The 24,700-nt window shown below is 68.4% G+C and carries 27 protein-coding genes; 7 read left to right on the top strand and 20 right to left on the bottom strand.

The genetic code is table 11. The annotated features are described in order from the left end of the window. Positions 1-89 precede the first annotated feature (89 nt). Positions 90-1,967, top strand: a complete 1,878-nt coding sequence (locus OHB24_RS20355; RefSeq protein WP_327640655.1) for a cellulase family glycosylhydrolase — start codon at positions 90-92, stop codon at positions 1,965-1,967. A 58-nt stretch (positions 1,968-2,025) separates the two neighbouring features. Here the strand turns inward: OHB24_RS20355 and OHB24_RS20350 are convergent, their stop codons facing one another. Then, positions 2,026-2,907, bottom strand: a complete 882-nt coding sequence (locus tag OHB24_RS20350) for a helix-turn-helix transcriptional regulator (RefSeq protein ID WP_327640654.1) — start codon at positions 2,905-2,907, stop codon at positions 2,026-2,028. A 101-nt stretch (positions 2,908-3,008) separates the two neighbouring features. On the opposite strand from OHB24_RS20350, the gene OHB24_RS20345 reads away from it, so the two are divergent. Further along, a complete protein-coding gene (locus tag OHB24_RS20345; RefSeq protein WP_327640653.1) occupies positions 3,009-4,457 on the top strand; it encodes an MFS transporter in 1,449 nt (482 codons plus the stop codon). On the opposite strand, the gene OHB24_RS20340 is transcribed toward OHB24_RS20345, so the two are convergent. Genes OHB24_RS20340 through OHB24_RS20330 form a run of 3 tightly spaced genes read right to left on the bottom strand, consistent with a single transcriptional unit; the run spans position 4,420 to position 6,917 of the window. Then, complete coding sequence (locus tag OHB24_RS20340; RefSeq protein WP_327640652.1) at positions 4,420-5,184, bottom strand: pentapeptide repeat-containing protein; 765 nt, start codon at positions 5,182-5,184, stop codon at positions 4,420-4,422. The genes OHB24_RS20345 and OHB24_RS20340 overlap by 38 nt on opposite strands. Beyond that, complete coding sequence (prfB, locus tag OHB24_RS20335) at positions 5,168-6,289, bottom strand: peptide chain release factor 2 (RefSeq protein ID WP_327640651.1); 1,122 nt, start codon at positions 6,287-6,289, stop codon at positions 5,168-5,170. Before prfB ends, OHB24_RS20340 begins: the two co-directional genes overlap by 17 nt. Before the next feature lie 16 nt (positions 6,290-6,305). Beyond that, the gene (locus tag OHB24_RS20330) at positions 6,306-6,917 is read right to left on the bottom strand and encodes a TetR/AcrR family transcriptional regulator (protein WP_327640650.1); all 612 of its coding nucleotides are present in this window, start codon (positions 6,915-6,917) and stop codon (positions 6,306-6,308) included. 70 nt (positions 6,918-6,987) lie between these two features. Here OHB24_RS20330 and OHB24_RS20325 point away from each other — a divergent pair, with 70 nt between their 5' ends. Then, positions 6,988-7,788 (top strand): hypothetical protein, encoded by an 801-nt coding sequence (locus OHB24_RS20325; RefSeq protein WP_327640649.1) that lies wholly within the window; start codon positions 6,988-6,990, stop codon positions 7,786-7,788. Positions 7,789-7,791: 3 nt separating this feature from the next. On the opposite strand, the gene OHB24_RS20320 is transcribed toward OHB24_RS20325, so the two are convergent. Genes OHB24_RS20320 through OHB24_RS20285 form a run of 8 tightly spaced genes read right to left on the bottom strand, consistent with a single transcriptional unit; the run spans position 7,792 to position 12,338 of the window. Further along, positions 7,792-8,190, bottom strand: coding sequence for a pilus assembly protein TadG-related protein (locus OHB24_RS20320; protein ID WP_327640648.1), 399 nt, complete (start codon positions 8,188-8,190; stop codon positions 7,792-7,794). Positions 8,191-8,219: 29 nt separating this feature from the next. Beyond that, the gene (locus tag OHB24_RS20315; RefSeq protein ID WP_131348043.1) at positions 8,220-8,669 is read right to left on the bottom strand and encodes a TadE/TadG family type IV pilus assembly protein; all 450 of its coding nucleotides are present in this window, start codon (positions 8,667-8,669) and stop codon (positions 8,220-8,222) included. Further along, the gene (locus OHB24_RS20310; protein WP_327640647.1) at positions 8,666-9,052 is read right to left on the bottom strand and encodes a TadE/TadG family type IV pilus assembly protein; all 387 of its coding nucleotides are present in this window, start codon (positions 9,050-9,052) and stop codon (positions 8,666-8,668) included. Before OHB24_RS20310 ends, OHB24_RS20315 begins: the two co-directional genes overlap by 4 nt. Next, positions 9,052-9,249: a hypothetical protein gene (locus tag OHB24_RS20305; RefSeq protein ID WP_327640646.1), complete on the bottom strand. Its 198-nt coding sequence runs from the start codon at positions 9,247-9,249 to the stop codon at positions 9,052-9,054. Before OHB24_RS20305 ends, OHB24_RS20310 begins: the two co-directional genes overlap by 1 nt. 14 nt (positions 9,250-9,263) lie before the next feature. Beyond that, the gene (locus tag OHB24_RS20300) at positions 9,264-10,202 is read right to left on the bottom strand and encodes a type II secretion system F family protein (protein ID WP_327640645.1); all 939 of its coding nucleotides are present in this window, start codon (positions 10,200-10,202) and stop codon (positions 9,264-9,266) included. Further along, positions 10,199-10,528 (bottom strand): type II secretion system F family protein, encoded by a 330-nt coding sequence (locus OHB24_RS20295; RefSeq protein WP_327640644.1) that lies wholly within the window; start codon positions 10,526-10,528, stop codon positions 10,199-10,201. Before OHB24_RS20295 ends, OHB24_RS20300 begins: the two co-directional genes overlap by 4 nt. Before the next feature lie 32 nt (positions 10,529-10,560). Continuing rightward, on the bottom strand, positions 10,561-11,058 hold the full coding sequence (locus tag OHB24_RS20290; protein ID WP_327640643.1) for a type II secretion system F family protein: 498 nt from the start codon (positions 11,056-11,058) through the stop codon (positions 10,561-10,563). Continuing rightward, positions 11,058-12,338, bottom strand: a complete 1,281-nt coding sequence (locus OHB24_RS20285; RefSeq protein ID WP_327640642.1) for a CpaF family protein — start codon at positions 12,336-12,338, stop codon at positions 11,058-11,060. The genes OHB24_RS20290 and OHB24_RS20285 overlap by 1 nt, the downstream gene beginning before the upstream one ends. A 247-nt stretch (positions 12,339-12,585) precedes the next feature. On the opposite strand from OHB24_RS20285, the gene OHB24_RS20280 reads away from it, so the two are divergent. Together OHB24_RS20280 and OHB24_RS20275 are read left to right on the top strand one after the other, a co-directional pair. Then, positions 12,586-13,092 carry a SigE family RNA polymerase sigma factor gene (locus OHB24_RS20280; RefSeq protein ID WP_327640641.1) on the top strand — a complete coding sequence of 169 codons (507 nt, stop codon included), beginning with the start codon at positions 12,586-12,588 and terminating at the stop codon, positions 13,090-13,092. 16 nt (positions 13,093-13,108) lie between these two features. After that, the gene (locus OHB24_RS20275) at positions 13,109-13,873 is read left to right on the top strand and encodes a hypothetical protein (protein WP_327640640.1); all 765 of its coding nucleotides are present in this window, start codon (positions 13,109-13,111) and stop codon (positions 13,871-13,873) included. Here the strand turns inward: OHB24_RS20275 and OHB24_RS20270 are convergent. Further along, complete coding sequence (locus OHB24_RS20270) at positions 13,870-14,613, bottom strand: GntR family transcriptional regulator (RefSeq protein WP_327640639.1); 744 nt, start codon at positions 14,611-14,613, stop codon at positions 13,870-13,872. The two genes, OHB24_RS20275 and OHB24_RS20270, sit on opposite strands and share 4 nt — an antisense overlap. A 275-nt stretch (positions 14,614-14,888) precedes the next feature. On the opposite strand from OHB24_RS20270, the gene OHB24_RS20265 reads away from it, so the two are divergent. Further along, on the top strand, positions 14,889-15,890 hold the full coding sequence (locus OHB24_RS20265; protein ID WP_327640638.1) for a Gfo/Idh/MocA family protein: 1,002 nt from the start codon (positions 14,889-14,891) through the stop codon (positions 15,888-15,890). On the opposite strand, the gene OHB24_RS20260 is transcribed toward OHB24_RS20265, so the two are convergent. After that, a complete protein-coding gene (locus tag OHB24_RS20260) occupies positions 15,845-16,588 on the bottom strand; it encodes a CTP synthase C-terminal region-related (seleno)protein (RefSeq protein ID WP_327640637.1) in 744 nt (247 codons plus the stop codon). The two genes, OHB24_RS20265 and OHB24_RS20260, sit on opposite strands and share 46 nt — an antisense overlap. Positions 16,589-16,664: 76 nt before the next feature. Between OHB24_RS20260 and OHB24_RS20255 the strand changes: the two genes are divergently transcribed. Continuing rightward, positions 16,665-17,546 (top strand): LysR family transcriptional regulator, encoded by an 882-nt coding sequence (locus tag OHB24_RS20255; protein ID WP_327640636.1) that lies wholly within the window; start codon positions 16,665-16,667, stop codon positions 17,544-17,546. Here OHB24_RS20255 and OHB24_RS20250 read toward each other — a convergent pair. The 6 genes from OHB24_RS20250 to OHB24_RS20225 all read right to left on the bottom strand — a co-directional run bounded on the left by OHB24_RS20250 (position 17,532) and on the right by OHB24_RS20225 (position 24,640). Then, entirely contained in the window at positions 17,532-18,680 is a 1,149-nt protein-coding gene (locus OHB24_RS20250) for a glyoxalase superfamily protein (protein ID WP_327640635.1), read from the bottom strand. The two genes, OHB24_RS20255 and OHB24_RS20250, sit on opposite strands and share 15 nt — an antisense overlap. Positions 18,681-19,121: 441 nt before the next feature. Continuing rightward, entirely contained in the window at positions 19,122-20,624 is a 1,503-nt protein-coding gene (locus OHB24_RS20245; RefSeq protein ID WP_327640634.1) for a CoA-acylating methylmalonate-semialdehyde dehydrogenase, read from the bottom strand. A gap of 46 nt (positions 20,625-20,670) precedes the next feature. Further along, a complete protein-coding gene (locus tag OHB24_RS20240; protein ID WP_327640633.1) occupies positions 20,671-21,732 on the bottom strand; it encodes a Gfo/Idh/MocA family protein in 1,062 nt (353 codons plus the stop codon). Continuing rightward, positions 21,729-22,589 carry an ATP-binding cassette domain-containing protein gene (locus OHB24_RS20235; RefSeq protein WP_327640632.1) on the bottom strand — a complete coding sequence of 287 codons (861 nt, stop codon included), beginning with the start codon at positions 22,587-22,589 and terminating at the stop codon, positions 21,729-21,731. The genes OHB24_RS20240 and OHB24_RS20235 overlap by 4 nt, the downstream gene beginning before the upstream one ends. Next, positions 22,586-23,632: an ABC transporter permease gene (locus OHB24_RS20230; RefSeq protein ID WP_327640631.1), complete on the bottom strand. Its 1,047-nt coding sequence runs from the start codon at positions 23,630-23,632 to the stop codon at positions 22,586-22,588. Before OHB24_RS20230 ends, OHB24_RS20235 begins: the two co-directional genes overlap by 4 nt. Before the next feature lie 9 nt (positions 23,633-23,641). Beyond that, positions 23,642-24,640 (bottom strand): sugar ABC transporter substrate-binding protein, encoded by a 999-nt coding sequence (locus OHB24_RS20225; protein WP_327640630.1) that lies wholly within the window; start codon positions 24,638-24,640, stop codon positions 23,642-23,644. Between the last annotated feature and the right edge of the window lie 60 nt (positions 24,641-24,700).

Raw genomic sequence — 24,700 nt, 5'->3', positions numbered from 1 at the left:
AGCGTTCCGCACCTGCCGTTAGGTTCACCTGAACTATTAGGAAACCTTCCTAATCATCGTCCTCCCCGACGCCCCCTCGGAGGAAGTTCATGATCCACTCTCTTCTGGCCGGCGCGTTGCTGGCCGCCTCGGCACTCTTACCTGTTTCCGCTCAGGCCGACGACACCCCGGTCGGCCGCAACGGTCAGCTGCATGTCTGCGGCACCAAGCTCTGCAACGAGCGCAACGAGCCCGTCCAGCTGCGCGGCATGAGCACCCACGGCCTGCAGTGGTACGCCGACTGCGTCAAGACCGCCTCCCTGGACGCCCTCGCGAACGACTGGAAAGCCGACATCCTGCGCATCTCGATGTACGTGCAGGAGGACGGCTACGAGACCGACCCGGAGAAGTTCACCAACCTGGTGAACAACTACATCGAAGAGGCGACCGAGCGCGGCATGTACGCCCTGGTCGACTGGCACCAGCTCGACCCGGGCGACCCGAACGCGAACCTCGGCCTCGCCAAGACGTTCTTCACCGAGATCGCCGAACGGCACAAGGACAAGAAGAACATCATCTACGACATCGCCAACGAGCCGAACAGCGTCAGCTGGGCCGGCATCAAGTCGTACGCCGAGCAGATGGTGCCGGTCATCCGGGCCAAGGACCCCGACGGCGTGATCTTCGTCGGCACCCACGGCTGGGCGTCGCTCGGCGTCTCCGACGGCGGCAGCGAGGCCGACGTCATCGACAACCCGGTGAACGCGACGAACCTGATGTACACGTTCCACTTCTACGCCGCGTCGCACCAGCAGGAGTACTTCGACGCCCTGTCGCGTGCCGCGGACCGCATCCCCTTGTTCGTCACGGAGTTCGGCACCCAGACCTACACCGGTGACGGCGGCAACGACTTCACCTGGTCGCAGAAGTACCTGGACTTCCTGGAAAGCAAGCAGATCGGCTGGACGAACTGGAACTTCTCCGACGACTTCCGCTCCGGCGCGGTCTTCAAGGAAGGCACGTGCGCCGGCAACGACTTCACCGGTACGTCGATGCTCAAACCGGCCGGCGTGTGGATCCGCGACCACATCCGCAACCGCACCGCCTCCACGGTGACAACCGACGTCAGCACCTCCGCCGAGCTCAAGGCAGCGCTGACCGACACCAAGCCCGGTGACACCATCAAGCTTGCCGATGGCACCTACACCGGCAACTTCAAGACCACGGTCGACGGCACGTCCTCGGCGCCGATCACACTGACCGGCTCGTCGAACGCCGTACTGCAGGCCGGCGGCGGCTACGGCCTGCATCTCAACGGCGCGTCGTACTGGAACGTCAAGGGCATCACGGTGACCGGCGGCCAGAAGGGCATCATGATCGACAGCGCCACCCGCGTCACGATCGACGGGGTCACCGTGCACGGGCTGGACATGGAGGGCGTGCACTTCCGCAACAGCTCGACGTACGGCGTGATCAAGAACTCGCGCATCTACGACACCGGCAACGACGGCCGCGGGATGGGCGAGGGCGTGTACGTCGGCAGCGCGGGCGGCACCTCGGACAAGTCCGACCACGTGCAGATCCTCGGCAACACGATCGGCCCGGACGTCGGCGGCGAGGCGGTCGACCTCAAGGAGGGCACGACCGGCGGGCTCGTGTCCGGTAACAGCTTCGACGGCCGCGGGTTGACCGGCGCGAACTACGACGACAGCTGGATCGATGTCAAGGGCAACAACTATGTCATCGAGAACAACACCGGCAAGAACACGACGAACAACGGGTACGAGACGCACACCCAGCAGTCCGGCTGGGGATGCGGGACGGTGTTCCGCGGCAACAAGTCCGACCTGACCGGCGCGACCGGGAGCGGGCGGTACGCGTTCAACATCACCAACTACAACGCCTCCAGCTGCAAGGTGACGATCGACCGCAGCAACACGATCACCGGCGGGAAGGCACTGACCAACCCAGGTATCCCGGTCACCTGACAAGCCCCCCGGCCGCCCTGCCCGGCGGCCGGGGCCAGGGCCCGGCTGGCCCGCCCCGTCAGCCGGGCCGACAGGCAGCGTTCCGGTCCGGCGCGTCGACGATCTGCCGGAGTTTGCCCTCGGTCTCGTCGTCGAGTGCGGTGTACACGGTCGCCCGGGTCGGCCCGAGTTGCGACAGCCACAGGTTGACCGGCTCGATCCGGAGGATGCCGTACCCGTCGATCTCCAGCATCTTCGTCCGCGTGCTCGGCGCCGCCACGTCGTACCGCTCCCAGAGCTCCGTGAAGTACGGCGAGCTGTTGAGCAGGCCTTGGATCAGGTCCTGCCAGAGCGCTTCGCCGACGTGCTCCGCGGACGCTGCGCGGAACGCCGCGACCATGTGGTGCTTGGTCATCTCCGCATCGACGAAGCTGCACATCCAGCCGTCGGAGACGAAGTTCAGCCAGAGCAGGTTCCGCTCCTCGACCGGCACTTCGTTGAGGTCGAGGACCACTTTGCAGTACGCGTCGTTGAACGCGAGGATGTCGTACCGCGTGTTCAGCACGAGCGCCGGGTACGGCGAGACCGCGTCGAGCGTCTTCTGGACCGACGGGGGCAGCGCCGTACACGCGCCCGGCGACGGGCCGAGCCGGAGCCCGGCCAGCCGGTACAGGTGGTTGCGCTCCTGCCGGTCGAACCGCAGCGCCGTCGCGATCGCGTCCAGGACCTGGGCGGACACGTTGATGTCGCGGCCTTGCTCGAGCCACGTGTACCAGGTGACGCCGACTCCTGCGAGCAGCGCGACCTCCTCGCGCCGCAGTCCCGGCGTACGGCGGCGGCCGCCCGGGGCGAAACCGACCTCGTCGGGCCGGATGCGCTCCCGTCGGCTGCGCAGGAACACCCCGAGCTCCCGCCGCTGCGCCGTGACGGTTCTGTCGGTGGCTACTGGGACAGTGGTCATGGTTCCATCATGGACACTGGCGCAACCTGGTGCCAGGTGCTGCGAGTAATAGGATAAGCAGGCTCTCACCACCAGGCTCCGATCGCGCGCAGGCTGGACCCATGACAGACCAGCTCCAGGCTGCCACCACTCCGGTCACCGCTCGGCCGCCGGCCGCTGCGGTGCCGCTGAAGCCGGTGGCACTCACGACTCTCATCTTCGGCGCCTTCCTGCCGATGCTCTCCTTCTTCGTCATCAACGTCGCCCTGCCCGCCATCGGCTCCGACCTGCGGGCAACCTCCGGCGAGCTCCAGCTCGTCGTCGGCAGCTACGGCATTGCCGTGGCGACCTTGCTCGTGGTCGGTGGTCGCCTCGGTGACACGTTCGGCCGCAAGCGCCTCTTCCTGATCGGCCTGATCGGCTTCACCGTGATGTCGCTCATCTGCGCCATCGCCCCGAGCATCGGCGTACTGCTCGTCGCACGGGTCGTGCAGGGCGCTGCAGGTGCCGCTGTCACCCCACAGGTGCTGGCAACGATCACCAGCCTGCTGACCGGCCAGCACCGCGCCCGTGCGATGGCCATGTACGGCGTCGCGGGCGGTGCCGCTGCTGCGTTCGGTCAGATCCTCGGTGGCGTACTCGTCGAGGCAAACGTGTTCGACCTCGGCTGGCGGGCGGTGTTCCTCGTCAACGTGCCGGTCGGCATCGTCGGCGTGGCTGCGGCGATCCGGCTGATCCCGGAAACCAAGGCAGACAAGGCACAGCGCGTCGACTTCGTAGGGGCCGCACTGCTCGCGCTCACGCTGGTCCTGCTGCTCCTGCCACTCACCGAAGGCCGCCCGCTCGGCTGGCCGCTCTGGACCTGGCTCTGCCTCGCAGCAACTATTCCGGCTGCGGTGCTGCTCGGCGTACACCAGCACCGGGCTGAGCGGTCCGACGCGTCTCCACTGATTCCACCCACCGTGCTGCGGCTGAAGGCGATGCGAATCGGCCTCCTGCTGGCAGTGGCCTTCTTCACCACGTTCGGCGGCTTCATGTTCGTCTTCGCGCTCGCCACCCAGGGTGAAGCGCGCATGTCTCCGCTGGAAGGCGGCCTGAGCCTGCTGCCGATGGCTGTCGGCTTCCTGATCACCTCGATCTACGGCCCGCGGCTACAGGTGAAGTACGGCGCAGGCCTGATCGTCCGCGGCTGGATCATCCAGGGCGTCGGGTACGCCGTGCTCGCGGTCGTCGCCCTCACCCTGTGGCCGCACGTCAGCCCGTTGAAGCTCGCCGTACCCATGCTGGTCGCCGGCTTCGGATCCGGCCTGGTCATGGTCCCGCTGATGGGCGTAGTCCTCAGTCAGGTCCCGCCGGCCCAAGCAGGCCTCGGCAGCGGCATCCTCCTCACCAGCCAGCAGACCTGCCTGGCACTAGGGGCCGCAACAGTCGGCACGGCCTACCTGTCCCTGGCCGGCACCTCCTGGGACCAGGGCGGCGCACTAGCCGCAGTAGCCCTGGCAATCACCGCGATCTCGCTGCTGATGACGCCGGTCACGCACCAGCTGCGGACCAGTGGGAAGGGCGCGTAACTGCCTTCGGAAGTCTCGTGGCCTGGTCGCCTCGGGCGGCGTTGATCTGAGACTGGGTGAGGAACAGGGCGCCCGTCAGGTCAGCGCCGCTCAGGTCGGCGTCGCGGAGGTCGGCGCCGATCAGGTCGGCTTGGCGGAGATCGGCGGCGCGTAGGTCGGCGCCGATCAGGTAGGCGCCGCGGAGGTTGGCTTTCGCGAGGTCGGCGCCGCGGAGGCGGGCTCCGATGAGGTCCGCGCCGCGGCGCTCCTTCTTCTTGCTCTGCTTGCCGCGGACGATCCGGCTGGTCTCGAGCAGCACCTCGTTGACGACGGCCCGCTCAGCCGCCACGTCGACGGTCGTGAGGTCCGCCGTATGGCTCACTGCCTCCACGCGGTCGATCGCCGGCTGGAGATTCTTGTTGTATTCCAGGGCTTCGGTGAGATACCAGAGCAGCTCATGCAACTGGCGGAGGATCGGGAGCGCGGCGAACATCTCCGGTCCGGGCTTCCCCATCCGCTGCGAGATCGCCTGGCCGGCGCCGAAGCAGTCGTAGACCGTGCAGCCCGGGAAACCCTTGGCCCGCAAGGTGCTGTGGATCGTGCAGCGGAAGTCGTCGCTCAGGTTCGGGCAGGCCTCACCGGCGGACTTGTCGATGGCGAAGTCCGCCGACCTGCTGAACGTCAGCGCGATGCAGCAGAGGCCGAAGCAGCTGCTGCAGTCGGCCCGCAGATCAGTTCTGCTCGGCAACCGTCTGGCCGGTGCGGCGCCAGCGGATGCCGGCCTCGATGAACTCGTCGATCTCGCCGTCGAACACACCGGAGGTGTTACCCGACTCGAACTGCGTCCGCAGGTCCTTCACCATCTGGTACGGGTGCAGGACGTACGAGCGCATCTGGTCGCCCCACGAACCCTGCACGTCCCCGCGCAGCGCGTCGATCTCGGCCCGCTCCTCGGCCTTCTTCAGCGCGAGCAGCTTGGCCTTCAGGATGACCATCGCGCTGGCCTTGTTCTGCAGCTGCGACTTCTCGTTCTGGCAGGAGACCACGGTGCCGGTCGGGATGTGCGTGATCCGGACCGCGGAGTCGGTCGTGTTGACGCTCTGACCACCCGGACCGGACGAGCGGTACACGTCGATCCGCAGCTCTTCTTCCGGTACGTCGATCTCGTCGGTCTGCTCGAGCACCGGGACCACCTCGACCGCGGCGAACGAGGTCTGGCGGCGACCCTGGTTGTCGAACGGCGAGATCCGCACCAGCCGGTGCGTCCCGGTCTCGACACTCAGCGTGCCGTACGCGTACGGCGCCTTGACCCCGAACGTGGTCGACTTGAGCCCGGCCTCTTCGGCGTACGACGTGTCGTAGACCTCGGTTGGGTACCCGTGCCGCTCGGCGTACCGCAGATACATCCGCTGCAGCATCTCGGCGAAGTCCGCCGCGTCCACACCGCCCGCGCCGGAGCGGATCGTCACCAGCGCCTCGCGCTCGTCGTACTCACCGGACAGCAGCGTGCGGACCTCGAGGGACTGGATCGCCTTGGCGACCGAGCCCAGGTCCTTCTCGGCCTCGGCCAGGCTGTCCGCGTCGTTCTCCTCGCGGCCCAGCTCGACCAGCGCGCCGACATCGTCGAGCCGGCCGCGCAGGTTGGTCACCCGCTCGACATCGGACTGCAGGCTGGACAGCCGTGACGTCACCTTCTGCGCGTTGGCCTGGTCGTCCCAGAGATCGGGCGCAGCGACCTGCTCGCCGAGCTCGTCGATCTCCTTGCGCAACGCAGGAAGATCGAGCACTTTCTCGATCGAGGTCATCGTCGCGTCGAGCTGTTTCAGCTCCGCGTCAAAATCCAGTCCAGCCACAACTCAGCAGCTTAGCTCAGGCAAGACCGCGACGAAGAACGGCGAAGACCTGGGCGATCGCGGCCTCAAGCGCCGTTTGCGCCTTCTCGAGCTCGTCGGGTGACGGATCGTCGGGCAGCGCCCGCATCAACTGCTCCTCGAGGACCTTCTGTGCGGCGGCATAAAGGGCCGCGATCAGCCGGTTGCGCAGGTGGTCCGGCGATCGTTCGTCGAGGGCCTGCGTGAGCGACGTCTCCAGTTCGTCCGCCGTCAGCCGGCGCCGCGCAAGCAGTGCGGGGCTGCTCTCGATCGTGCGCACGAACAGCTTCCAGGTGGCCAGATGACCGACCTCGAGCCGCTCCCGCGTCTCCGCCAGGTACTGCGCCTCCAGCACGTCCACCGGATCCGCCTCCGGCGGCGCCTCGCGGATCGCCCGCGCCGGGCCCGTCCACCACCCCGGCTCGTCGAAGAACAGGTCCTCCTTCGCCGGGAAGTGGTTGAACACCGTCTGTACGGCGACATCCGCGGCCCGCGCCACCTCGGCCACGGTGACCGCGTCGAAGCCGCGCTCGAGGAACAGCGTGGTGGCCACGTCCGAGATGGCCTGCCGCGTCTGCTGCTTCTTGCGTTCCCGCCGCCCGAGCTCCATTGCACCGACCCTAGCGGATCTGCTTTACTGATTCCATTGTTGTAGTCACTCTAATTTTGGAGCACCACCAATGACTGTTCTCGTCACCGGAGGCCGCGGCGCAATCGCCCGCGCCGTCACCGCCGGCCTGATCGCGGCCGGACAGGACGTCCGCGTCGCCAGCCGCGAGCCCTCCGCTCTCCCGTCGGCCGTCGCCTACGACCCGGCCGACCCGTCTCCCGCACTCCGCGACATCAGCCAGGTCTTCCTGTACTCCTCCCCGTCGGCAGCGCCCGCTTTCGTGGCCGCAGCCGAAGCGGCCGGCGTGAAGCAGGTCGTCCTGCTGTCGTCGCTGTCGTCGCTGGGCGGTCCCGAGGACCCACATGCGAAGACCGAGCAGGTCATCACCGACGCGTCGTACGCGACCACCCGGCTGCAGCCCGGCGCGTTCATGAGCAACGCGAAGTACTGGGCGCACCAGGTCCGCGCGACCGGTCAGATCCGGCTGCCCTACCTGGAGGCCGAGGAAGCGCCGATCCACGAGGAGGACATCGCCGACGCGGCGGTGCGTGTGCTGCTCGACGGGCCGGGCAACGGGCACGACGGTCGCGGGTACCCGATGACCGGACCGGAGTCGATGACACGCCGGCACCAGATCGGGCTCGTCACCGAGGTCACCGGCGTACCGATCGAGGCCGTCGACCTCACCCCCGAGCAGGCTCGCGCCGAGCTGCAGATGCGCGACGAAGGGCAGCGCGAGACCCTGCTGGCCTACTGGGCGTCCCGCGTCGGCACACCGGCCACCATCGAGCCCGGCGTGGAACTCCTGACCGGCCGCACCGGCCGAACCTTTGCCACCTGGCTCACCGACAACCCTGGTCTCTTCAACTGACGTTCAGCGGATCGGGACGATGGCGGCGGCCTCGGAGGCGACGTCGGCCGTGCCCGGGAAGCCGGGCGGCTGGAAGGGGAGGTCGGCGGTGGAGGTGAGCCGGACCGTCACCGTCGTCCCCTCTACGTCCACAGACCAGTCGAGATCGTCGAACCTGTTGCCCGCGGCAACGTCGTCGAGATAGTCCGCGGTCAGCCGGCGCGCCTGGTCGGGATCGATCGCGGCGTTGCCGCCGGCACCGGGTTGCGCATAGACCGCGGCGAGACCGTTCGCGGCCGCGAGGACGGCGCCGTCCGCGGTGGCATCGAGGTCACGACGGACCAGGAACGCCTTCGAGATATCGGTGACGACGACAACCATCAGCAGGATCACCACAGTGAACCCGACGATCAGCACGGTCATCTGTCCCTCTTCGCCCCGCCTTTGCCGTTTCATCCGGTGCCCTTGGCCTGGCGGTAGTCGCCGAACGCCTCGGTGTGCGAGGAGCTGATCCGGATCGCCGGCGGTTCGCCGCCGAGCGCATCCGGGATCAGCGGCAGCCGCACCTTCGTCTCCAAAGTGACCGTGACGGTCGAGCCCGGCTGCAGACAGGCCGGGCTGCAGCTGATCGTGAGCTCGTCCGAGCTGAGCTCCATCCCCTGATCCTTCATCGCCAGCTCCGCGGCGTCGAACGCACGCGCCCGCGCCTCGTCCTCGGACACCCCGTCCGGCACGATCACGAACGCCCGCCCGGCGGCACGGGTCGCCGCGGTCGCGCCGTACGACGCTCGCTGTACGTCGAACACGCCGAGCATCATGTAGACCAGCGGAACCATCAGCAGGATCGCCAGCCAGGAGAACTCCACGACGGCGCTCCCGCGTTCGTCCCGGCGGCGCCTCACTCGCCGGTCTCCTTCACCGCATGTCCCTCGACGGTGAACGAGATCCCCGGTCCCCACAGTCCGAGCGGCGGCATGTGCGCGTGGACGGACACCTCGACGCCGGGCTGCCCGTCGATGTCGGTCTCCTCCGCGGACACCGAGTCGATCAGCCCGTCCGTCACCACGCCGCTGACCAGCTCCCGGGTGCGTGCCGCACCGTCGGCCGGCGCCCGGTTGAGCACGGCCGCGTAGTGCGCACCTTCGGACGCCGCGGCGGTCACCGTGTTGCGCACGTACAGGAACAGGCCGACCTGGAGGATGCCGAGGAACAACGGCACCAGGATCGTCGAGACCAGCACGAAGTCGACGACCGCCGACCCCCGCTCACCGCGCTGCCTGCGCATCACTTGTTGCTGACGGAGTCCAAGGCTTCCTTGAGCATGTTGGCGAGCTGTGTGCCGGCCAGTTTCCAGATCGCGACGACCAGGCCGGCCGTCATCACGGTGATCAGCACCCAGCCGGGTACGTCGCCGCGCTCCTTCCGCGCCGGACGTGGCTTCAGCAGCAACGTCAGGAACAGCCTCGTCAGGTGTAGGGACATGACCTCTCCTCAGTTCATCCGGCGATCAGCCGGATTCCGACAGCGCCCGGGTAGAAGGCGAACGCGATGGTCACCGGAAGGACCAGGAAGATCACCGGGACCATCATCGCGACCTCGCGCCGTGCACCGGACTCGATCAGTTCGCGGCGCCCGGCTTCCCGGATGTCACCGGCCTGCGCCCGCAGTACGTCGGCCAGCGGAGTGCCGCGCTCGAGCGCCACCGCCAGCCCGTCCGCGAAGCGCGAGAGCGCCAGCAACCCGGTGCGGTCCGCGAGCGCGTCGAGCGCGCGGACCAATGTCTCTCCTGCCCTGGTCTCCGCCAGGACGCGTTTCAGCTCGTTGGCCAGCTCACCTCGGGACGACCGCGCGACACGGTCGAGGGCAGCGGCCGGACCTTCACCGGCCGCGACCGACAACGCGAGCAACTCGGCCACGGTCGGCAACTCGGCCAGCAGGCGCCGCTCACGCCGCCGGACCTGGGCCGTCAGGTACGTGTCGCGGCCGAGGAGCGCGGTGATCCCGAGCACCAGGCAGAACACGAGCAGCGCCACCGGATCCCCGAGACCGACCGCGACGGCGACGACCGAGATCACCAGCCCGGCACCGAAGGCGATCGCGCCCCAGAGCAACTGCTCGATCCGGAACTCCTCGACCGTCCGGTCCAACCCGGCCCGCTGAAGCCGCCGGCGGATCGTGTTCGCACCGCCGAGGATCCGCTCCAGCCGCTTCGCCGCGGACCGCAGCGACGGACCGAACAACCGCAGGATCGCGTAGAACGGCGACCGCGAGTCGATCACGCCGACGAACACGTCGGGCGCACCGAGATCCCGCAGGTACGGCGAGATCCGCTCGTCCACCGTGGGTTTGCGCAGGAACGGCAACCGCAACACGACGATCAGCAGCCCGGCGCCGAACACCGCGCCGAGGAAACCACCGAGCAGCATCGGGCTCATCGCAGCACCCGCTCGGGCTCGGGCAGCCGGCCGATCCGCAGCATCACCCGGTACGCGATCACACAGATCAACGCGCCCGCGGCGATGATCACCGCGCCGACCGGCGAGTTGTACCGCTGGATGACATCGCCCTGGAAGGACAGCAACAGCAGCACCAGCCACGGCGCCGCGACCGCGACCCGTGCGCCGTTGACCGACCACGACTGCCGGGACTCGAGCTCGGACCGGGTCCGCGCGTCGTCGCGCAGGAACGACGACAGCGACCGCAGCAACCGGCCGAGGTCGCCGCCGCCGACCTCACGCGCGATCCGCAGCGCTTCGATCACGCGGTCCCCGACCGGGTCGGCCAGCCGCGCCTTCAGGCGGTCCAGCGATTCGGCGAACCGGCCGGTCGAGGCGTAGTCCGCACGAACCGCCGGAACGGCTCGCGCAACGGCAACGGCCCGCGCTCGCCCACCTGCGCCAGAGCCTCCGACAACGACAGCCCTGCGCGGACCGCCGAGGCGACGTTGTCCACCACGTCCGGCCACAGTTCGCGGAACTCGGCCAGCCGCTTCCGGCCCCGCGACCGCACCAGCGCGATCGGCAGGTACCCGGCCATCAGTCCGAAGACCACCCCGACCGGCAACGTCTTGGACACCGCGAACATCAGCAGGAACGCGACCAGCGCCATGATCACGCAGGCACCGATGAACGCACCCGGCGTCAAGCCTTCGATCCCCGCGCTCGCGAGCAGGTCCCGGCTCTTCCCGCGCAACCGCCCGTCCGAGCCGGGCACGGTCTCGAGCGGCGCCACGAACGCCGCGATGATCAGCAGCAGGCCGACGCCGAAGAACAGTCCGATCAGGAGCCCCATCAGCTCGCCTGCCCGCGCGGCAATTCGGTGAGCAGGCCGGCCACGTTGTACCCGGCCTGCTGGAACCGCTCCGCATGCGGCAGTTGCCCCTCGGCGCGACGCAGGTACCCGTCGCGGGTACTGAACAGGGTCTCGGTCTCGATCGCCTGCTCCTCCAGCCGCCCGGTGACGGCGACGATCTCGCGCACTCGTCGGCGCCCGTCCGCCGCGATCCCGAGATGTATGACGATATCGACGCAGCCGGCCACCGTCGGCAGCACGAACCGGGAGCCGATGTTCTCGCCGGCCAGCAGCGGCAGCGTGCACATCTTGGTCAGTGCCTCACGCGCCGAGTTCGCATGGATCGTGCACATGCCGGGGAGGCCGCTGTTCAGCGCGAGCAGCAGGTCGAGGCATTCCTCGCCGCGCACCTCGCCGACGATCACCCGGGACGGCCGCATCCGCAGCGACTCCTTCACCAGGTCGCGCAGCCGCACCTCACCGGTGCCTTCGAGACCGGCCTGCCGGGTCTGCATCGACACCCAGTCGGGGATCGGCAGCTTGATCTCGAAGACCTCTTCGCAGCTGATCACCCGCTCGCTGCCGGGGATCGAACCGGCCAGCGCGTTCAGCATCGTGGTCTTGCCGGCCTGCGTGCCGCCGGAGACGAGCACATTGAGGCCGACGGCAACGGACGCCTCCAGCACCGCGGCCGCGTGCGGTGTCAGCGAACCGAGCTGGACCAGGTCGGTCAGCCGGGTCGCGCGGACGGTGAACTTGCGGATGTTGATCGCCGCATACCGCTGGGTGATGCCGCCGAGGACGATGTGGACGCGGCTTCCGTCCGGCAGCCGGGCGTCGGTGAACGGCTGCGAGACGTCGATCCGGCGGCCGGTGGTCTTCAGCATCCGCTCGACCAGGTCGCTGACCTCTTCCTCGGTCAGCACGGTCGTGGTCAGCTCGTGCCGGCCCTCGCGGGCGATGAACACCCGGCTGGGCTCGTTGATCCAGATCTCCTCGACGGACGGGTCGTCCAGGTAGCGCTGCAGCGGCCCGAAACCGGCGACCCGGTCGTGGACCTCGCGGCTGACAGCCTCCAGGTCGCCGATCGGCGGCACCACGCCGCTCAGACTGCGCTCGTCGTACTCCCGGACGACGGTGGCGACGATCGAGTTCACCGCGCCCGGGTCGCGGAGCGGGTCGATACCTTCCCGGCGTACGACGTCGCGCACCTGGGCGTCGATCAGCTCGATGGCACCGTTCCAGCTCGCGCGGTGCGCGTCGAGCCTGTCCGCAGTCATCGATCTCCCCGTGTGAGTCCCGTCTGGCGACCACGCTCGGTCACCATGCGGGACCATCCTTTCAACTCCTGCGCGTCCGGCGCCACCTGCATCTGCTGCCCTGTGGACAACCGTGACACGCCGGTGGCTCACTCACCGTATCGATCGGGTCACGGCCCGGTCCAGAAAATTGCATCTTGTTGCAACTCCGTCGGTAACAGAACCGCCACTCACGGCGTCGAACCGGGTGACAGGGGACCTCGGGAGGGTGGCTTTGACACGGTCGACGCAGGATTTCGAGGAGTTCGCCAAAGCGCGGACACCACAGCTGTACCGGTCGGCGTGGCTGCTTGCCGGTGAGCATCACCTGGCCGAAGACTTGGTCCAGGAGACGCTGGCCAAGCTGTACCGGGCCTGGCGGCGGGTGGAGCAGACCGACAACCCGGCGGCGTACGCGCAGACCGTCCTGGCGCGCACGTACATCTCCCAGCAGCGTCGACGGAGCTCGACAGAGCGACCTGTGGAGCGGACACCTGACCGGGCGGACCAGACGGGCGACCACGAACTCCGCCTGTCCTTGCTGCAGGCAATGGCCGAGCTGTCCCCTCTCGACCGAGCAGTGCTGGTACTGCGGTACTTCGAGGACCGCAGCGCGGAACAGGTCGCGTACGACCTCGGCAAGAACACCGGTGCGATCAGGACGCGCACGTCACGCGCACTGAGCCGCCTCAGGGCCGTCCTTGGTGACGAAGCCGTCCATCTGGCCGCACTATGACCTGGGAGCCTCGCCAATGACCAATCTTCACGACAGCCTCCCGGACCTGATGCGCCGGGCGACCGAGGACCTGCAGCCCGCCACGCCCGAGCTGGTTGCCCGTGGCATCCGTCGTGGCAAGGTGCTGCGCCGGCGCCGGACCGCGCTCGCCGGTCTGTCCGGCGCGACCGCCGTACTGGCCACCGTCGGAGTCATCATCGGCAGCAGCCAGGTACTGCGAACACAGGTGGAGCCCGCCACCACGCCGACCGTCACCGTTCCGACAGTTCCGGTCAAGCCGACCGTGCCGCAACCTGTGACTCCGGCGGAGACCTTGGCGACGCTGACGAGCCTCCTCCCGCACGGACTCACCCTGACCAACTCCACGAAGTCCGGTGGCTACGGCCTCGGCACGAACGAAGCCAGCGTCCTCCTGGACGACGGCGACGGTGCCTCGCTGCTCACGCTGAGCATCACCACCGCGGACGCAATCACCGACTGCAACCCGTTCCCGCCCGGTACGTGCACCATCCACCCGGACCGCAGCGTGCACGTCGTGTACGACAACCGGCCGCTGTACACGGACCGCCCGAACCCTGGCGCCGTCCGGGAGACCATCGTGGAGCTCTTCCGGCCCAACGGCACCCAGATCAGTCTGACCAACTACAACGCTCCCAAGGACAAGAGCGAGCACACCCGGCCCCGTCCTCTACTGACGGCCAACCAGCTCGCTCAGATCGCCGGCAGCACGCGGTGGGTCTTCCCACCCCGCCAGGCCGACGACTTCCAGGCCGGGTCTTAGCGGTGTACGAGCGTGTGCTCGAAGGAGTAGCGGCTCGCGCGGTACAGGTGCGATCCGTACTCGACCGGCTGGCCGTGGTCGTCGTACGTGATCCGCGTGGTCGCCAGAAGCGGTGAGCCCGGCTCCTCCGACAGCAACTTCGCCTGCTCAGGCGTTGCCGGTATGGCGGAGATGGTCTGGTGCGCCACCTTCAGCCGGACCCCCTCAGCTCGCAGCAGCTGGTACAGACCACGCTCGGCCAGTGTGGCCGGGTCGGTCTCGAGGATCTCTGGCGGCAGCCAGTTGCGCATCAGAGCGAGCGGTTCGCCGTCTGCTCGCCGCAGTCGCTCCAGCCGCAGTACCCGGTCGCCCAGCTCGCATTGCAGTGCAGTAGCGACCTCTGCGGTCGCGGGTGAGATCCCGAAGCGCAGTACGTCGGTTTCGGGCTTGCGGTGCGCTGAGGAGAGGTCGTCGTACAGGCTGGTCAGCTCGAGTGAACGACGTACCTGTCCGGAGTTGCCGACCACCTGGGTGCCGACACCGCGTTTGCGGACCAGGAGCCCCTGGTCGACCAGACGGGCGATCGCCTGTCGGACGGTCGGCCGGCTCAGTCCATAGGCCTCGGCCAGGTCCACCTCGTTGCTCAGCCGGGACCCGACGGGCAACTCGCCGCCCTGGATGGCCGCCTCCAGCTGCTGCGCCAGCTGCACGTGCAACGGCGTACGGCTGTTCCGATCGACCTGGACCTGGACGGTACTCATGGGCTCATCCTGAAGGCTGGACCGGAATCCGTCGAGCCACCACCCGAATTTGATCAGACCTCCGCCGTCCCCTGCTCCGGCCGTCGCACGCTGAACGCAGAGTGAACTTTCCGGTCACGGAGGTCCGGATCGCGGGCACCGGGTTTGGAGCCGTGGTGTGGTGGGGGAGGATGACGGCTTGGTCTGCTCGGTGAGCCAGGTCGTGAGGAACCAGGCTTCGCCGCTCTCGAGGACCCGCCCCCGCCGCCCTGATGGCTGTCAGCAAGGGAGAACGCATGGAACCGCTTCGCATCGGCATCCTCGGTGCCGCCCGGATCGCCGGCCGGGCCATCGTCGAGCCGGCCAAGCTGACCGGCGCGCGGCTGGTCGCGGTCGCCGCGCGCGACACCGGCCGGGCCGAAGCCTTCGCCGCCGAGCACGGTGTCGAACGGGTCCATGCGTCGTACCAGCAACTGCTGGACGATCCCGAGATCGAAGCGATCTACAACCCACTGGCCAATGGCCTGCACGGACCGTGGAACCTGCGGGCCCTTGCTGCAGGCAAACATGTGCTGACCGAGAAGCCGTCGACCAGCAACGCCGCCGAGGCTCTGGAGGTCCGGGACGCCGTCCACTCCTCCGGCCTGGTGTTCATGGAGGCCTTCCACTACGCGTACCACCCGGTGATGCGGCGGCTGCAGGAGCTGGTCTCCAAGGGTGAGCTGGGCGACCTGCAGTCGGTCGAGACGACGATGGTGATGCCCCCGCCGGCCGACAACGACCCACGCTGGTCGCTGCCGCTCGCCGGCGGTGCCGTGATGGATGTCGGCTGCTACGCGTTGCACGCGCAGCGGATGTTCGCGCCGTACGCCGGTGGCGCGCCGAAGCTGATCAGTGCCCGGGCCGGTGAGCGCAAGCGGCTGCCTGGCGTGGACGAGTGGCTGAACGCCGACCTGGAGTTCCCGAACGGCGCGACCGGTGTCGTGCGGACCAGCATGGCGGCCGAGGCCGTCGAGTTCAGCCTCAAGGTCGTCGGCAGCCGTGGTGAGGCGTTCGCCCCGTTCTACGTGCTTCCGCAGAAGGACGACCGCGTGGTCGTGACGACCAAGGAAGACACCTGGGTCGAACACCTCGGCACGCGTACGTCGTACACGTACCAACTGGAGGCTTTCGCCGGGGCGGTACGCAACGGCGCTCCGCTGCTCACCGACGCCGACGACGCGCTGGCCACCATGGAGCTCATCGACGCCTGCTACGTCGCCGCAGGTATGGCTCCGCGCCCGGTCTCCGCGATCTGATCGCTGCGGCCGGCGACCGCGTGCGCGAACGCCTGGATGAACGGGTGTGGGCGTCTGCCGTCGCCGGCCAGCTCCGGCTGGAACAGACTGGCCAGGTAGAACGGGTGCCCCGGCAGCTCTGCGATGCGCGGTTCACCTGCGTCGTCGTACCCGCTGAAGATCATGCCGTGCTCGCGCAGTAGGTCGAGTTTGCTGCTGTCCAGACCGTAAGAGCAGTGGTACCGCTCCATGGAGCGCTCTACACCGAGTAGCTCGGCCGCACGGGTTCCTGGTCGCACCTGTACTCCGCCCTCGTGTCCGTCGAGCGAACACTGCAGCGGCACGATCAGGAGATCGTCGGCGTCCGGCGTACTCTCACCATGCTGTACGCCGGTCGCTCCGCAGACGTTGCGCGCGAACTCGAGCATCGCGTGCTGGAACCCGCCACACGTGCCGAGGAACGGGATTCCGTGCTCACGCGCGATCCGGACCGCGGTGACTGCACCGTCTTCGCTCCGGTACGGGCTGCCTGGCAGCAGCCAGATGCCGTCGAAGCCTTCGAGCGCGTCGTCCACGTCGTCGCTCGGAACCCAGTAGACGTCGAGGTCCAGGTGATCGCGCTCTTCGAGTTCCTTGAGCAGACCGGGGATCCGGGCGTGCGAACGGACATGCGGTGAGCGGTCCCCGACCAGGGCGAGACGTCCGGAGTAGGCGTTCATGGATCCATCTTCGGGTCGCGGTGAGCATCAGCGCCAACGATGATCTCTGCATAGGCGATCAGAGATACTGATACCCGTGGATCCTCATCTGCTGCGGACGTTCGTCACGGTCGCCGACTGCGGATCGTTCTCCGCGGCCGCCTCGCGACTCGGCTACACCCAGTCTGCGGTGTCCCAGCACATCGCCACCCTGGAGAGCGACCTCGGTACGCCGTTGCTCCGCCGACGCCCCGTCGTACCGACACCAGCGGGCGAGCGCCTGCTCGAACACGCCGGCCCGATCCTGCTCCGGCTGGACGCGGCCCGCGCCGACGTACGCCGTACCGTCGCGGACCCGCCCAGCACCCTCACACTCGCCGCCTCTCCCCTGGCGGCCCGCTCACTCGCGACCGCGCTGGCCGAAGTGCGACGTGCCTATCCCGGCACTGAGACCTCGCTGACCGTCTGCGGGCGCGATCAGGTTGTCGCGGGGATCGCCGCCGGCACGTTCACTCTCGGTCTCGTGGACGGCATCGCCACTCCCACCGACCCTCTCAACCTGACCAACGCCGTGCAGCTCCGCACCACCTCCGTGGCCCACGACAGCCTGGTCGTAGCCCTCCCCACAACTCACCCACTGGCCCGGTCCGGTCGTGGCCTCTCGCTCGGCGATCTCGCAAACGCGCGGTGGATCGACGCCCCCGACCTCGCCGCCCCACTGGCGACGTTGCGCGCCGCGGCCGGCTCAGACGCGCTACGCCCGGCCTTCACCTACAACGGCACCGATCTCCACACGCTGCTCACCCTGATCAGCTCCGGCCACGGCCTGGCTGTCCTCCCGCGCTCAGCAGTCACACCGGATGTCGCGGCCGTCCCACTCGCCTCGCCACGTCTGGTCCACCGCACCGAGCTACTGCACGGCCACCTCTCCGACCCAGCAGCAGAAGCCGTGGCCAGCGCCCTGTCAGACCACGAGTAGTTGCTCCAGGCCACCACGCGTCATCGGCCGATCGAGCACCCCGACAGCCTCCCGCTCGGCGAAGACCGCGTGGTCGGCATCCTCCGGGTCGATCGCCTCACAGATCGCGTTGTACGTCCAGTTCAGCCACCCGGTGATCGCGACCGCGAACGAATCCAGCCCGAGCTTCGGCCACTCCCGCACCTCGCCGTACGCGTCCCGGAACGCCAACAGCCCACGCTGGTTGACTTCCGGCCGCATCAGCCAGTGCGTCAGCACCGAGCCGAGCTCGAGCTCCGGGCTGAGCGAACCGGCGAAATCCCACTCCATCACGGTGAGCTCTCCGTCGCGTCCCTGGCGGACACTCTCCGGGTTCAGGTTCCGGTTGCAGAGCATCAGTTCGTCGGGTGCGTCGAGCTCGATCGCCTGCAGTTCACGGAACGCCGGCAGGCGTGCGTCGAGTTGCTCGGCCCACGGTTTGCCGGCCGCCCGCGCACGAGCGAGCAGGTGCTGCCAGTCGTCCTCTGAGCGGCGGAAGGACAGGTAGCCGTGGATCGGCTCGTCGCTCGGGATGGCCAACGCGTGCAGCGTTCCGAACAGGGCGCCCGCTCGACGAGCCAGCGCCGTCGACACCGGCAGCACTGGAGCCGGCCCGACTTCGAGCCACTCGTGCACGCGCCAACTCTCGCCTCGCACCTTCTCGATCAGACGTCCGTGCGGACTGATCGCCGCGGCCGGCGCGGCTACTCCCGCCGCGACGGCGGCGTCACGGAGCCGGGCGCCGAGCTCGGTCTGCTCGTTCGTGATCCAGCCGTAGACCGTGACCGCCAGCCATCGGCCGCGGTCGGTCGTTAGGTCCCAGCAGCGCCCCATCGCGGTGAACGACACGGGTTTGGCCGGCCCGGTCAACGTCCCCAGGTCGAACGCTTCGGCGAGCTCCTCGGCCAGGCCGGCGGGAGCGGTGGGCGTGTCGGCAACCCGGCGCTCGACCTCGGCCTTCAACGCCGGCCAGTCGCGTACGCCGTACTCCGCGGCCAGCGCGCGTTGCGCTTCCGCGAGCGAGGCGTCCGGCTTGGATTCCCGCAGTGCCGCGAGGAGATCCTTCGCTTCCTTGCGCAGGTACTCGATGCTGGGCCGATCAGGCAACAGTCTCACAATGCGTCCTCTCGCACCCGGACTCGCACGGGTCTCAAGAGAGCGTCACCGACCGCACTCGGCTTCGGAAATCGAGGTGGCTTCCAGCCTTCCGGCGAGTCTCGGCGCGCCCTCGAACGCACCTGCGAGGCTACCCAGCCCCGACCCCGCCGGTCAACGGTGACCCGCGCCGGACCTCCCGGGACCGCAATCCCCGGGGAACTGCGGTCCGGACGCTACTTCCGCCCTTGTTTGGTGGGCGGGATGATCGAGCTGTCGCTCGGATTCGGTTTCGGCCGTTTGGGTTGCTTGGGCTTGCGGACTTCACGCCCGCCTTTGTTCTTCGACATGACGCACTCCGGGGCATGGTTGCGGACTGAGGACGGGCCTAACGACCCTGCGTACGCCGCGGTACTCCTCATGCCCCGGGGGTCACCTTCGACGCTACACCCAAAGCGCCGTTCAGTCGTGGGTCGGGAAGCCGAGGTTGATCCCGCCGTGGGACGGGTCCAGCCACCGCGAAGTGACCACCTTTCCGCGGGTGAAGAAGTGCACGCCTTCGGTCCCGTGGGCGTGGGTGTCGCCGAACAGCGAGTTCTTCCAGCCGCCGAACGAGTAGTACGCCATCGGCACCGGGATCGGGACGTTGATCCCGACCATCCCGACCTCGACCTCGTTCTGGAACCGGCGCGCCGCTCCACCGTCGTTGGTGAAGATCGCGGTCCCGTTCCCGTACGGGTTCGAGTTCACGAGCTCGAGCGCCTTGTCGTACGACGGCGTACGCAGCACCGAGAGCACCGGGCCGAAGATCTCGTCGGTGTAGATCGACATCTCCGGCGTCACCTTGTCGAACAGCGTCGGGCCGAGCCAGAACCCGTCGGCCGCCCCGTCGAAGTCACCCGCGCGCCCGTCGACCACCAGCTCCGCACCGGCCTCGACCCCGGCCGCGACGTACCCGGCGACCTTGTCCCGGTGCTCGCCGGTCACCAACGGGCCCATGTCGCACGCGCGGGTCCCGTCACCGGTCTTCAGCTTGCCCATCCGCTCCTTGATCTTGCCGATCAGCTCGTCCGCGATCGGCTCGACCGCGACCAGCGCGGAGATCGCCATGCACCGCTCGCCCGCCGAACCGAAACCGGCGTTCACGGCAGCGTCCGCCGCGAGGTCCAGGTCCGCGTCCGGCAGCACGATCATGTGGTTCTTCGCGCCGCCGAGGGCCTGCACGCGCTTGCCGTTGCGGGTGCCGTTCTCGTAGACGTACTTCGCGATCGGCGTCGACCCGACGAACGACACGGACTTGATGTCCGGGTGCTCGAGCAGCCGGTCGACCGCCTCCTTGTCGCCGTGCACGACGTTCACCACGCCGTCCGGCAGGCCGGCCTCCTTCCACAGCTCGGCCATCGCGTTCGCCGCGGACGGGTCCTTCTCCGACGGCTTGATCACCACACTGTTGCCACAGGCAACCGCGATCGGGACGAACCACATCGGCACCATGGCCGGGAAGTTGAACGGCGAGATCACCGCGCTGACGCCGAGCGGCTGCCGGATCGAGTACACGTCGACCTTGGTCGAGACGCCCTCGCTGAACCCGCCCTTGAGCAGGTGCGGGATCCCGCAGGCGAACTCGATCACCTCGAGGCCGCGGGTCACCTCGCCCAGCGCGTCGGACAGCACCTTGCCGTGCTCGGCGGTGATCAGCTGCGCGATCCGCTCCTTGTCGCGGTTCACCAGCTCTCGGTACGCGAACAGGACCTGGGCGCGCTTGGTCAGCGACGTCTGCGCCCAGCTCTTCGATGCCTCGTGAGCGACCTTGACGGCCTCGTCGACCGTGGCCGCCGACGCCAGGTCCAGCTCGCCCGTGACCTGACCGGTGGCGGGGTTGTAGACCTTGCTGGTCCGCTCGGCCACGCCGGTCCACGAGCTGCCGCCGACGAGGTGGGTGATGCGCTTGCTGTCAGTACTCACGATGTTTCCTCACTGCTGGTGGTGTTTCCGAAATGCTGCTGGTGGGTCATCCCAGTACCTTGCTCCGATCGGCCAAGGCGACGTCGGCGGGCTTGCCGGTGCTCAACGACTCCAGCCCGGCCTCGCAGACGGCCGCCGCCGCGTAGCCGTCCCAGGCGCTCGGCCCGTCGATCTCACCGCGCACGGTGGCGTCGACCCAGCGTTGCACCTCGATGTCGTACGCCTGCTCGAACCGGACCCGGAAGTCGGCCGGCATCGTGCCGCCCCACTGCTCGCCGGCCCGGGTGAAGACGCCGGACCCGAGACCGATGGTGGCGCTGCCGCGCTCGGCCACCGCCTCACACCGGACCTCGTACCCGACCTGGAAGTTCACGAACACCTCCACGTCGGCCATCGCGCCGTTCGCCAGCTCGAACACGGCCAGCTGCGGATCGAGTACGCCGTCCCCGACCAGACTCGTCGGCGTCGGGGTGTGCACGGTGATCCGGGTGATCTCGTCGTCGAACAGCCACCGGGCGACGTCGACCTCGTGCACCATCGAGTCCCGGACGATCATCTCGCTGCGGAACGTCGGCGGGGCCGACTTGTTCCGGTGCACGTTGTGCAGCAGCAGCGTCCGTCCGAGGTCACCCGAGTCGAGCAGTTGCTTCAACGCGGCGTACTCCGGGTCGAACCGCCGCATGAACCCGACCTGGATCAGCTGCCGTCCGAGCTTGTGTTCGGCCTCGACCACGCGCAACGCCGACGCCGCGTCCATCGTCAACGGCTTCTCGCAGAGCACCGGCTTCCCGTGCTCCAAGCAGGCGAACAGCTGCTCCGCGTGTGCGAACCCCGGCGAGGCCAGGATCACCGCGTCGACATCGTCCGCCGCGATGAGATCCATCGGATCCTCGACCACGCGAACAGTCTCCGCGTACGCCGTACTGCCCGAGTGCCTCGCCGTACCGGCCGGCCTCTCCGACAGCCTGCCGGCGAGCGCCTCGGCGCGGCCCGCATCCGCGTCGGAGACGGCGACCAGACGCGCGCCCACCGTCTTCCGCACAACGCGTTCGGCATGGTCGGCGCCCATCACTCCGACGCCGACGATCCCGACCCGCAGACCGGTCATGTCCCCTCCTGCCCCTTCTGCACATCATCCACGACCACCTCGGGATTGATCTCCCGCAGCTCGTGGCTCAGCGCTTCCAGCTCGGATCCCCCGGCCATCTCGGTCGTCAGCTCCTCGAGCGTGATCTCCGACCGGTGCGTGTCGAGCGCCACCCGGCCGAGCTTCAGGACGACGAAGTGGTTGCCGACCAGGTAGGCGTGGTGCGGGTTGTGGGTGATGAAGATGACCCCGATCCCCGCATCGCGTGCCTTCACGACGTACTTCAGCACCACACCCGACTGGTTCACGCCGAGCGCCGCGGTCGGCTCGTCGAGGATCAGCACCTTGGCGCCGAAGTGGATCGCCCGCGCGATCGCCACGCACTGCCGCTGACCGCCCGACAGCTTGCCGACCGGCTGCTCGAGATTGGGGATCGAGATCCCCATCTTGGTCAGCTCCTCCTGCGCGATCCGCTTCATCCTGGCCGCGTCCAGCTGCCGGAACGGCCCCTTGGTGAGCTCGTTGCCGAGGAAGAAGTTCCGCCAGACCGACATCAGCGGCGCCAGCGCCAGGTCCTGGTAGACGGTCGCGATACCGCTGTCGAGCGACTCCCGCGGCGAGCCGAAGTGCCGCTCCTCGCCGTTCACCGACATCCGGCCGGACGTGTAGTCGTGCAGTCCGGCGATGATCTTGATCAGCGTCGACTTGCCCGCGCCGTTGTCGCCGAGCACGCAGGTGATCTCGCCCTGCCGGACCGCCAGCGACACCCCGCGCAGCGCCTGGATGTTGCCGTAGCTCTTGCCGACGTCCTCGAGCAGCACGATCGGCGTGTTCGGACTGGACGTCGCGTCGTCCGCGAACGACTCCGTGGTGGTCATCGTGCCTCCGCCCTGTTCTTGACGACGAGATTGACGATGGTTGCCAGCAGCAACATCGCACCCAGGAACGCCTTGAACCAGTCCGGGTTCCAGCCGGCGTACACCACACCCAGCTGGACCATTCCGAAGATCAGCGCACCGACCGCGCCGCCCACGACGGAGCCGTAGCCACCGGTGAGCAGGCAGCCGCCGACGACCGCCGCGATGATGTAGAGGAACTCCTTGCCGACGCCTTCACCGGACTGCACCACGCCGTTCTGCACGAACAGCAGCTGCATACCGGTGAACCAGGCGAAGAACCCGACCGCCATGAACAGGCCGATCTTGACCTTCTTCACCGGTACGCCGACGGCCCGCGCGGCCGCCGCGTCACCGCCGACCGCGAAGATCCAGTTGCCGATCTGCGTCTTCAGCAGCACCCAGGCGGCGATCGCGACGAACACGATCCACCAGACGATCAGGATCTTGATCGTCACGCCGCCGAGCTTGAACTCCGACGCGAAGATCGCCTTCGCCGCGCCGAACCCGTCCATGTCGCTGATCGAGTTCGACGCGACGGCGCCGGAGGCGAGCCGGGTGACCGCGATGTTCAGGCCCTGCAGGATGAAGAAGGTGCCCAGTGTCACCAGGAAGCTGGGCAGTCCCGTCCGCATCAGTAGCCAGCCGTTGAACGCGCCGATCGCCAGCGAGAGCGCCAGCGCGACGATCACGCCGAGCCAGACGTTCACGCTGAACTGGTAGGCGAACAGGCCCGCGGTCAGGCCTGAGGTCGTCACCGCGACCCCCGCCGACAGGTCGAACTCGCCGCCGACCATGAGCAGCGACACCGGCACGGCCATCACACCGATCAGCGCAGCCTGGTACAGGATCGTGCCGGTGTTGTTGATGTCGCGGAACGGCGGGGCTGCGATCAGGAAGAACACCAGGATCACGGCCGCGCCGACGAGCGACCCGATCTCGGGCCGGCTGAGCAGCCGGGCGCCGAGGGACCGGGCGGAAACGCGGTCGTCCGCCGAGGCGGGTGAGGTGATGGTCGATGCCATGGCGCTACCTCAGCGCGTCCCGGCTTCGGCGTACTTCTGGACCGCCGCGATGTTCGACTTGTCGATGAAGGCCGGCCCGGTCAGGGTCGCCTCGCCGCCGCCGATGGTGTCGCCGTTGGTCTTGTAGAGCCAGATCGCGTCGACCGAGAGGTAGCCCTGCAGGTACGGCTGCTGGTCGACGGCGAACTGCACGGTGCCGTCCGCGACCGCCTTGGCCATCTCCTTGCTCATGTCGAAGCTGCCGACCTTCGCCGACGAGCCGGCGTCCTTGACCGCCTGGACAGCGGTCAGCGCGATCCCCGCGTTGAGCGCGACCACGTAGTCGGCGGTCTTGTCCGCCTGCAGTTTCGAGGTCAGCGTCGCCTGCGTCCCGGGCTGGTCGGTGCCGTTGACGTTGACGTTCTGGACACCGTTGCCGAGCTTGTCCTTGATGCCCTGGCAGCGGGCCTCGAGGCTGACGTTGCCCTGCTCGTGGATGACGCACAGCACGTTCTTCGCGCCGAGCTGCTTGAGCTTGTCACCGGTCGCCTGGCCGGCGATCCGCTCGTCCTGGCCGAAGTACCCGATCGCGCCGGTGGTCTTCCACTGGTCCAGCCCGCCGTTGAGGACCGTCACCGGGATCCCGGCCGCGATCGCCTTCTTGACGTTCGGGATCACCGCGTCCGGCTTGTTCAGCGTGATCGCGATGCCGTCGACCTTCGAGTCGATCGCGGTCTGCACGAGGTTCGCCTGGGCCGCGCCGTCCGGGTCGGCGGAGTACTGCAGCTCGATGTTGTCCTTCTTCGCGGCCGCCTCGGCGCCGCGCCGCACGATGTCCCAGAAGGTGTCGCCGGGACCCGAGTGGGTGATCATGGCAACCTTCATCCGCGGCGTGTCCGCGACGTTGCCGCCGCTGTCGCCGGAGCTCTCCTCCTTCTGCTTGCCGCCGGAGGAACTGCACGCGGCCAGAGCCACCGCGAGCACGACAGCCGCGACCGCGGGTCCCGCCTTCTTCTGCCACCGAACCATGACTTGCTACCAGCCTTTCAGGTGGTCCGCGGCACTCCGCGGACTGCGTGGGACCCGAGA

Origin of the sequence: Kribbella sp. NBC_00482, assembly GCF_036013725.1 — a bacterium.
Lineage (GTDB): Bacteria > Actinomycetota > Actinomycetes > Propionibacteriales > Kribbellaceae > Kribbella.
Note: the sequence above shows the minus strand (reverse complement) of the source record. Positions and strands in the feature narration are given on the sequence as shown.

Bases quoted from the DNA above. Each gene is read 5' to 3' on its own strand.
- OHB24_RS20350 (WP_327640654.1), bottom strand. From the start codon at position 2,907: ATGACCACTGTCCCAGTAGCCACCGACAGAACCGTCACGGCGCAGCGG.
- OHB24_RS20275 (WP_327640640.1), top strand. From the start codon at position 13,109: ATGACCAATCTTCACGACAGCCTCCCGGACCTGATGCGCCGGGCGACC.
- OHB24_RS20265 (WP_327640638.1), top strand. From the start codon at position 14,889: ATGGAACCGCTTCGCATCGGCATCCTCGGTGCCGCCCGGATCGCCGGC.
- OHB24_RS20270 (WP_327640639.1), bottom strand. From the start codon at position 14,613: ATGAGTACCGTCCAGGTCCAGGTCGATCGGAACAGCCGTACGCCGTTG.
- OHB24_RS20305 (WP_327640646.1), bottom strand. From the start codon at position 9,249: ATGTCCCTACACCTGACGAGGCTGTTCCTGACGTTGCTGCTGAAGCCA.
- OHB24_RS20240 (WP_327640633.1), bottom strand. From the start codon at position 21,732: ATGACCGGTCTGCGGGTCGGGATCGTCGGCGTCGGAGTGATGGGCGCC.
- OHB24_RS20260 (WP_327640637.1), bottom strand. From the start codon at position 16,588: ATGAACGCCTACTCCGGACGTCTCGCCCTGGTCGGGGACCGCTCACCG.
- OHB24_RS20325 (WP_327640649.1), top strand. From the start codon at position 6,988: ATGACTGTTCTCGTCACCGGAGGCCGCGGCGCAATCGCCCGCGCCGTC.
- OHB24_RS20330 (WP_327640650.1), bottom strand. From the start codon at position 6,917: ATGGAGCTCGGGCGGCGGGAACGCAAGAAGCAGCAGACGCGGCAGGCC.
- OHB24_RS20320 (WP_327640648.1), bottom strand. From the start codon at position 8,190: ATGACCGTGCTGATCGTCGGGTTCACTGTGGTGATCCTGCTGATGGTT.
- OHB24_RS20285 (WP_327640642.1), bottom strand. From the start codon at position 12,338: ATGACTGCGGACAGGCTCGACGCGCACCGCGCGAGCTGGAACGGTGCC.
- OHB24_RS20300 (WP_327640645.1), bottom strand. From the start codon at position 10,202: ATGAGCCCGATGCTGCTCGGTGGTTTCCTCGGCGCGGTGTTCGGCGCC.
- OHB24_RS20310 (WP_327640647.1), bottom strand. From the start codon at position 9,052: ATGCGCAGGCAGCGCGGTGAGCGGGGGTCGGCGGTCGTCGACTTCGTG.
- OHB24_RS20235 (WP_327640632.1), bottom strand. From the start codon at position 22,589: ATGACCACCACGGAGTCGTTCGCGGACGACGCGACGTCCAGTCCGAAC.
- OHB24_RS20290 (WP_327640643.1), bottom strand. From the start codon at position 11,058: ATGGGGCTCCTGATCGGACTGTTCTTCGGCGTCGGCCTGCTGCTGATC.
- OHB24_RS20225 (WP_327640630.1), bottom strand. From the start codon at position 24,640: ATGGTTCGGTGGCAGAAGAAGGCGGGACCCGCGGTCGCGGCTGTCGTG.
- OHB24_RS20345 (WP_327640653.1), top strand. From the start codon at position 3,009: ATGACAGACCAGCTCCAGGCTGCCACCACTCCGGTCACCGCTCGGCCG.
- OHB24_RS20230 (WP_327640631.1), bottom strand. From the start codon at position 23,632: ATGGCATCGACCATCACCTCACCCGCCTCGGCGGACGACCGCGTTTCC.
- OHB24_RS20355 (WP_327640655.1), top strand. From the start codon at position 90: ATGATCCACTCTCTTCTGGCCGGCGCGTTGCTGGCCGCCTCGGCACTC.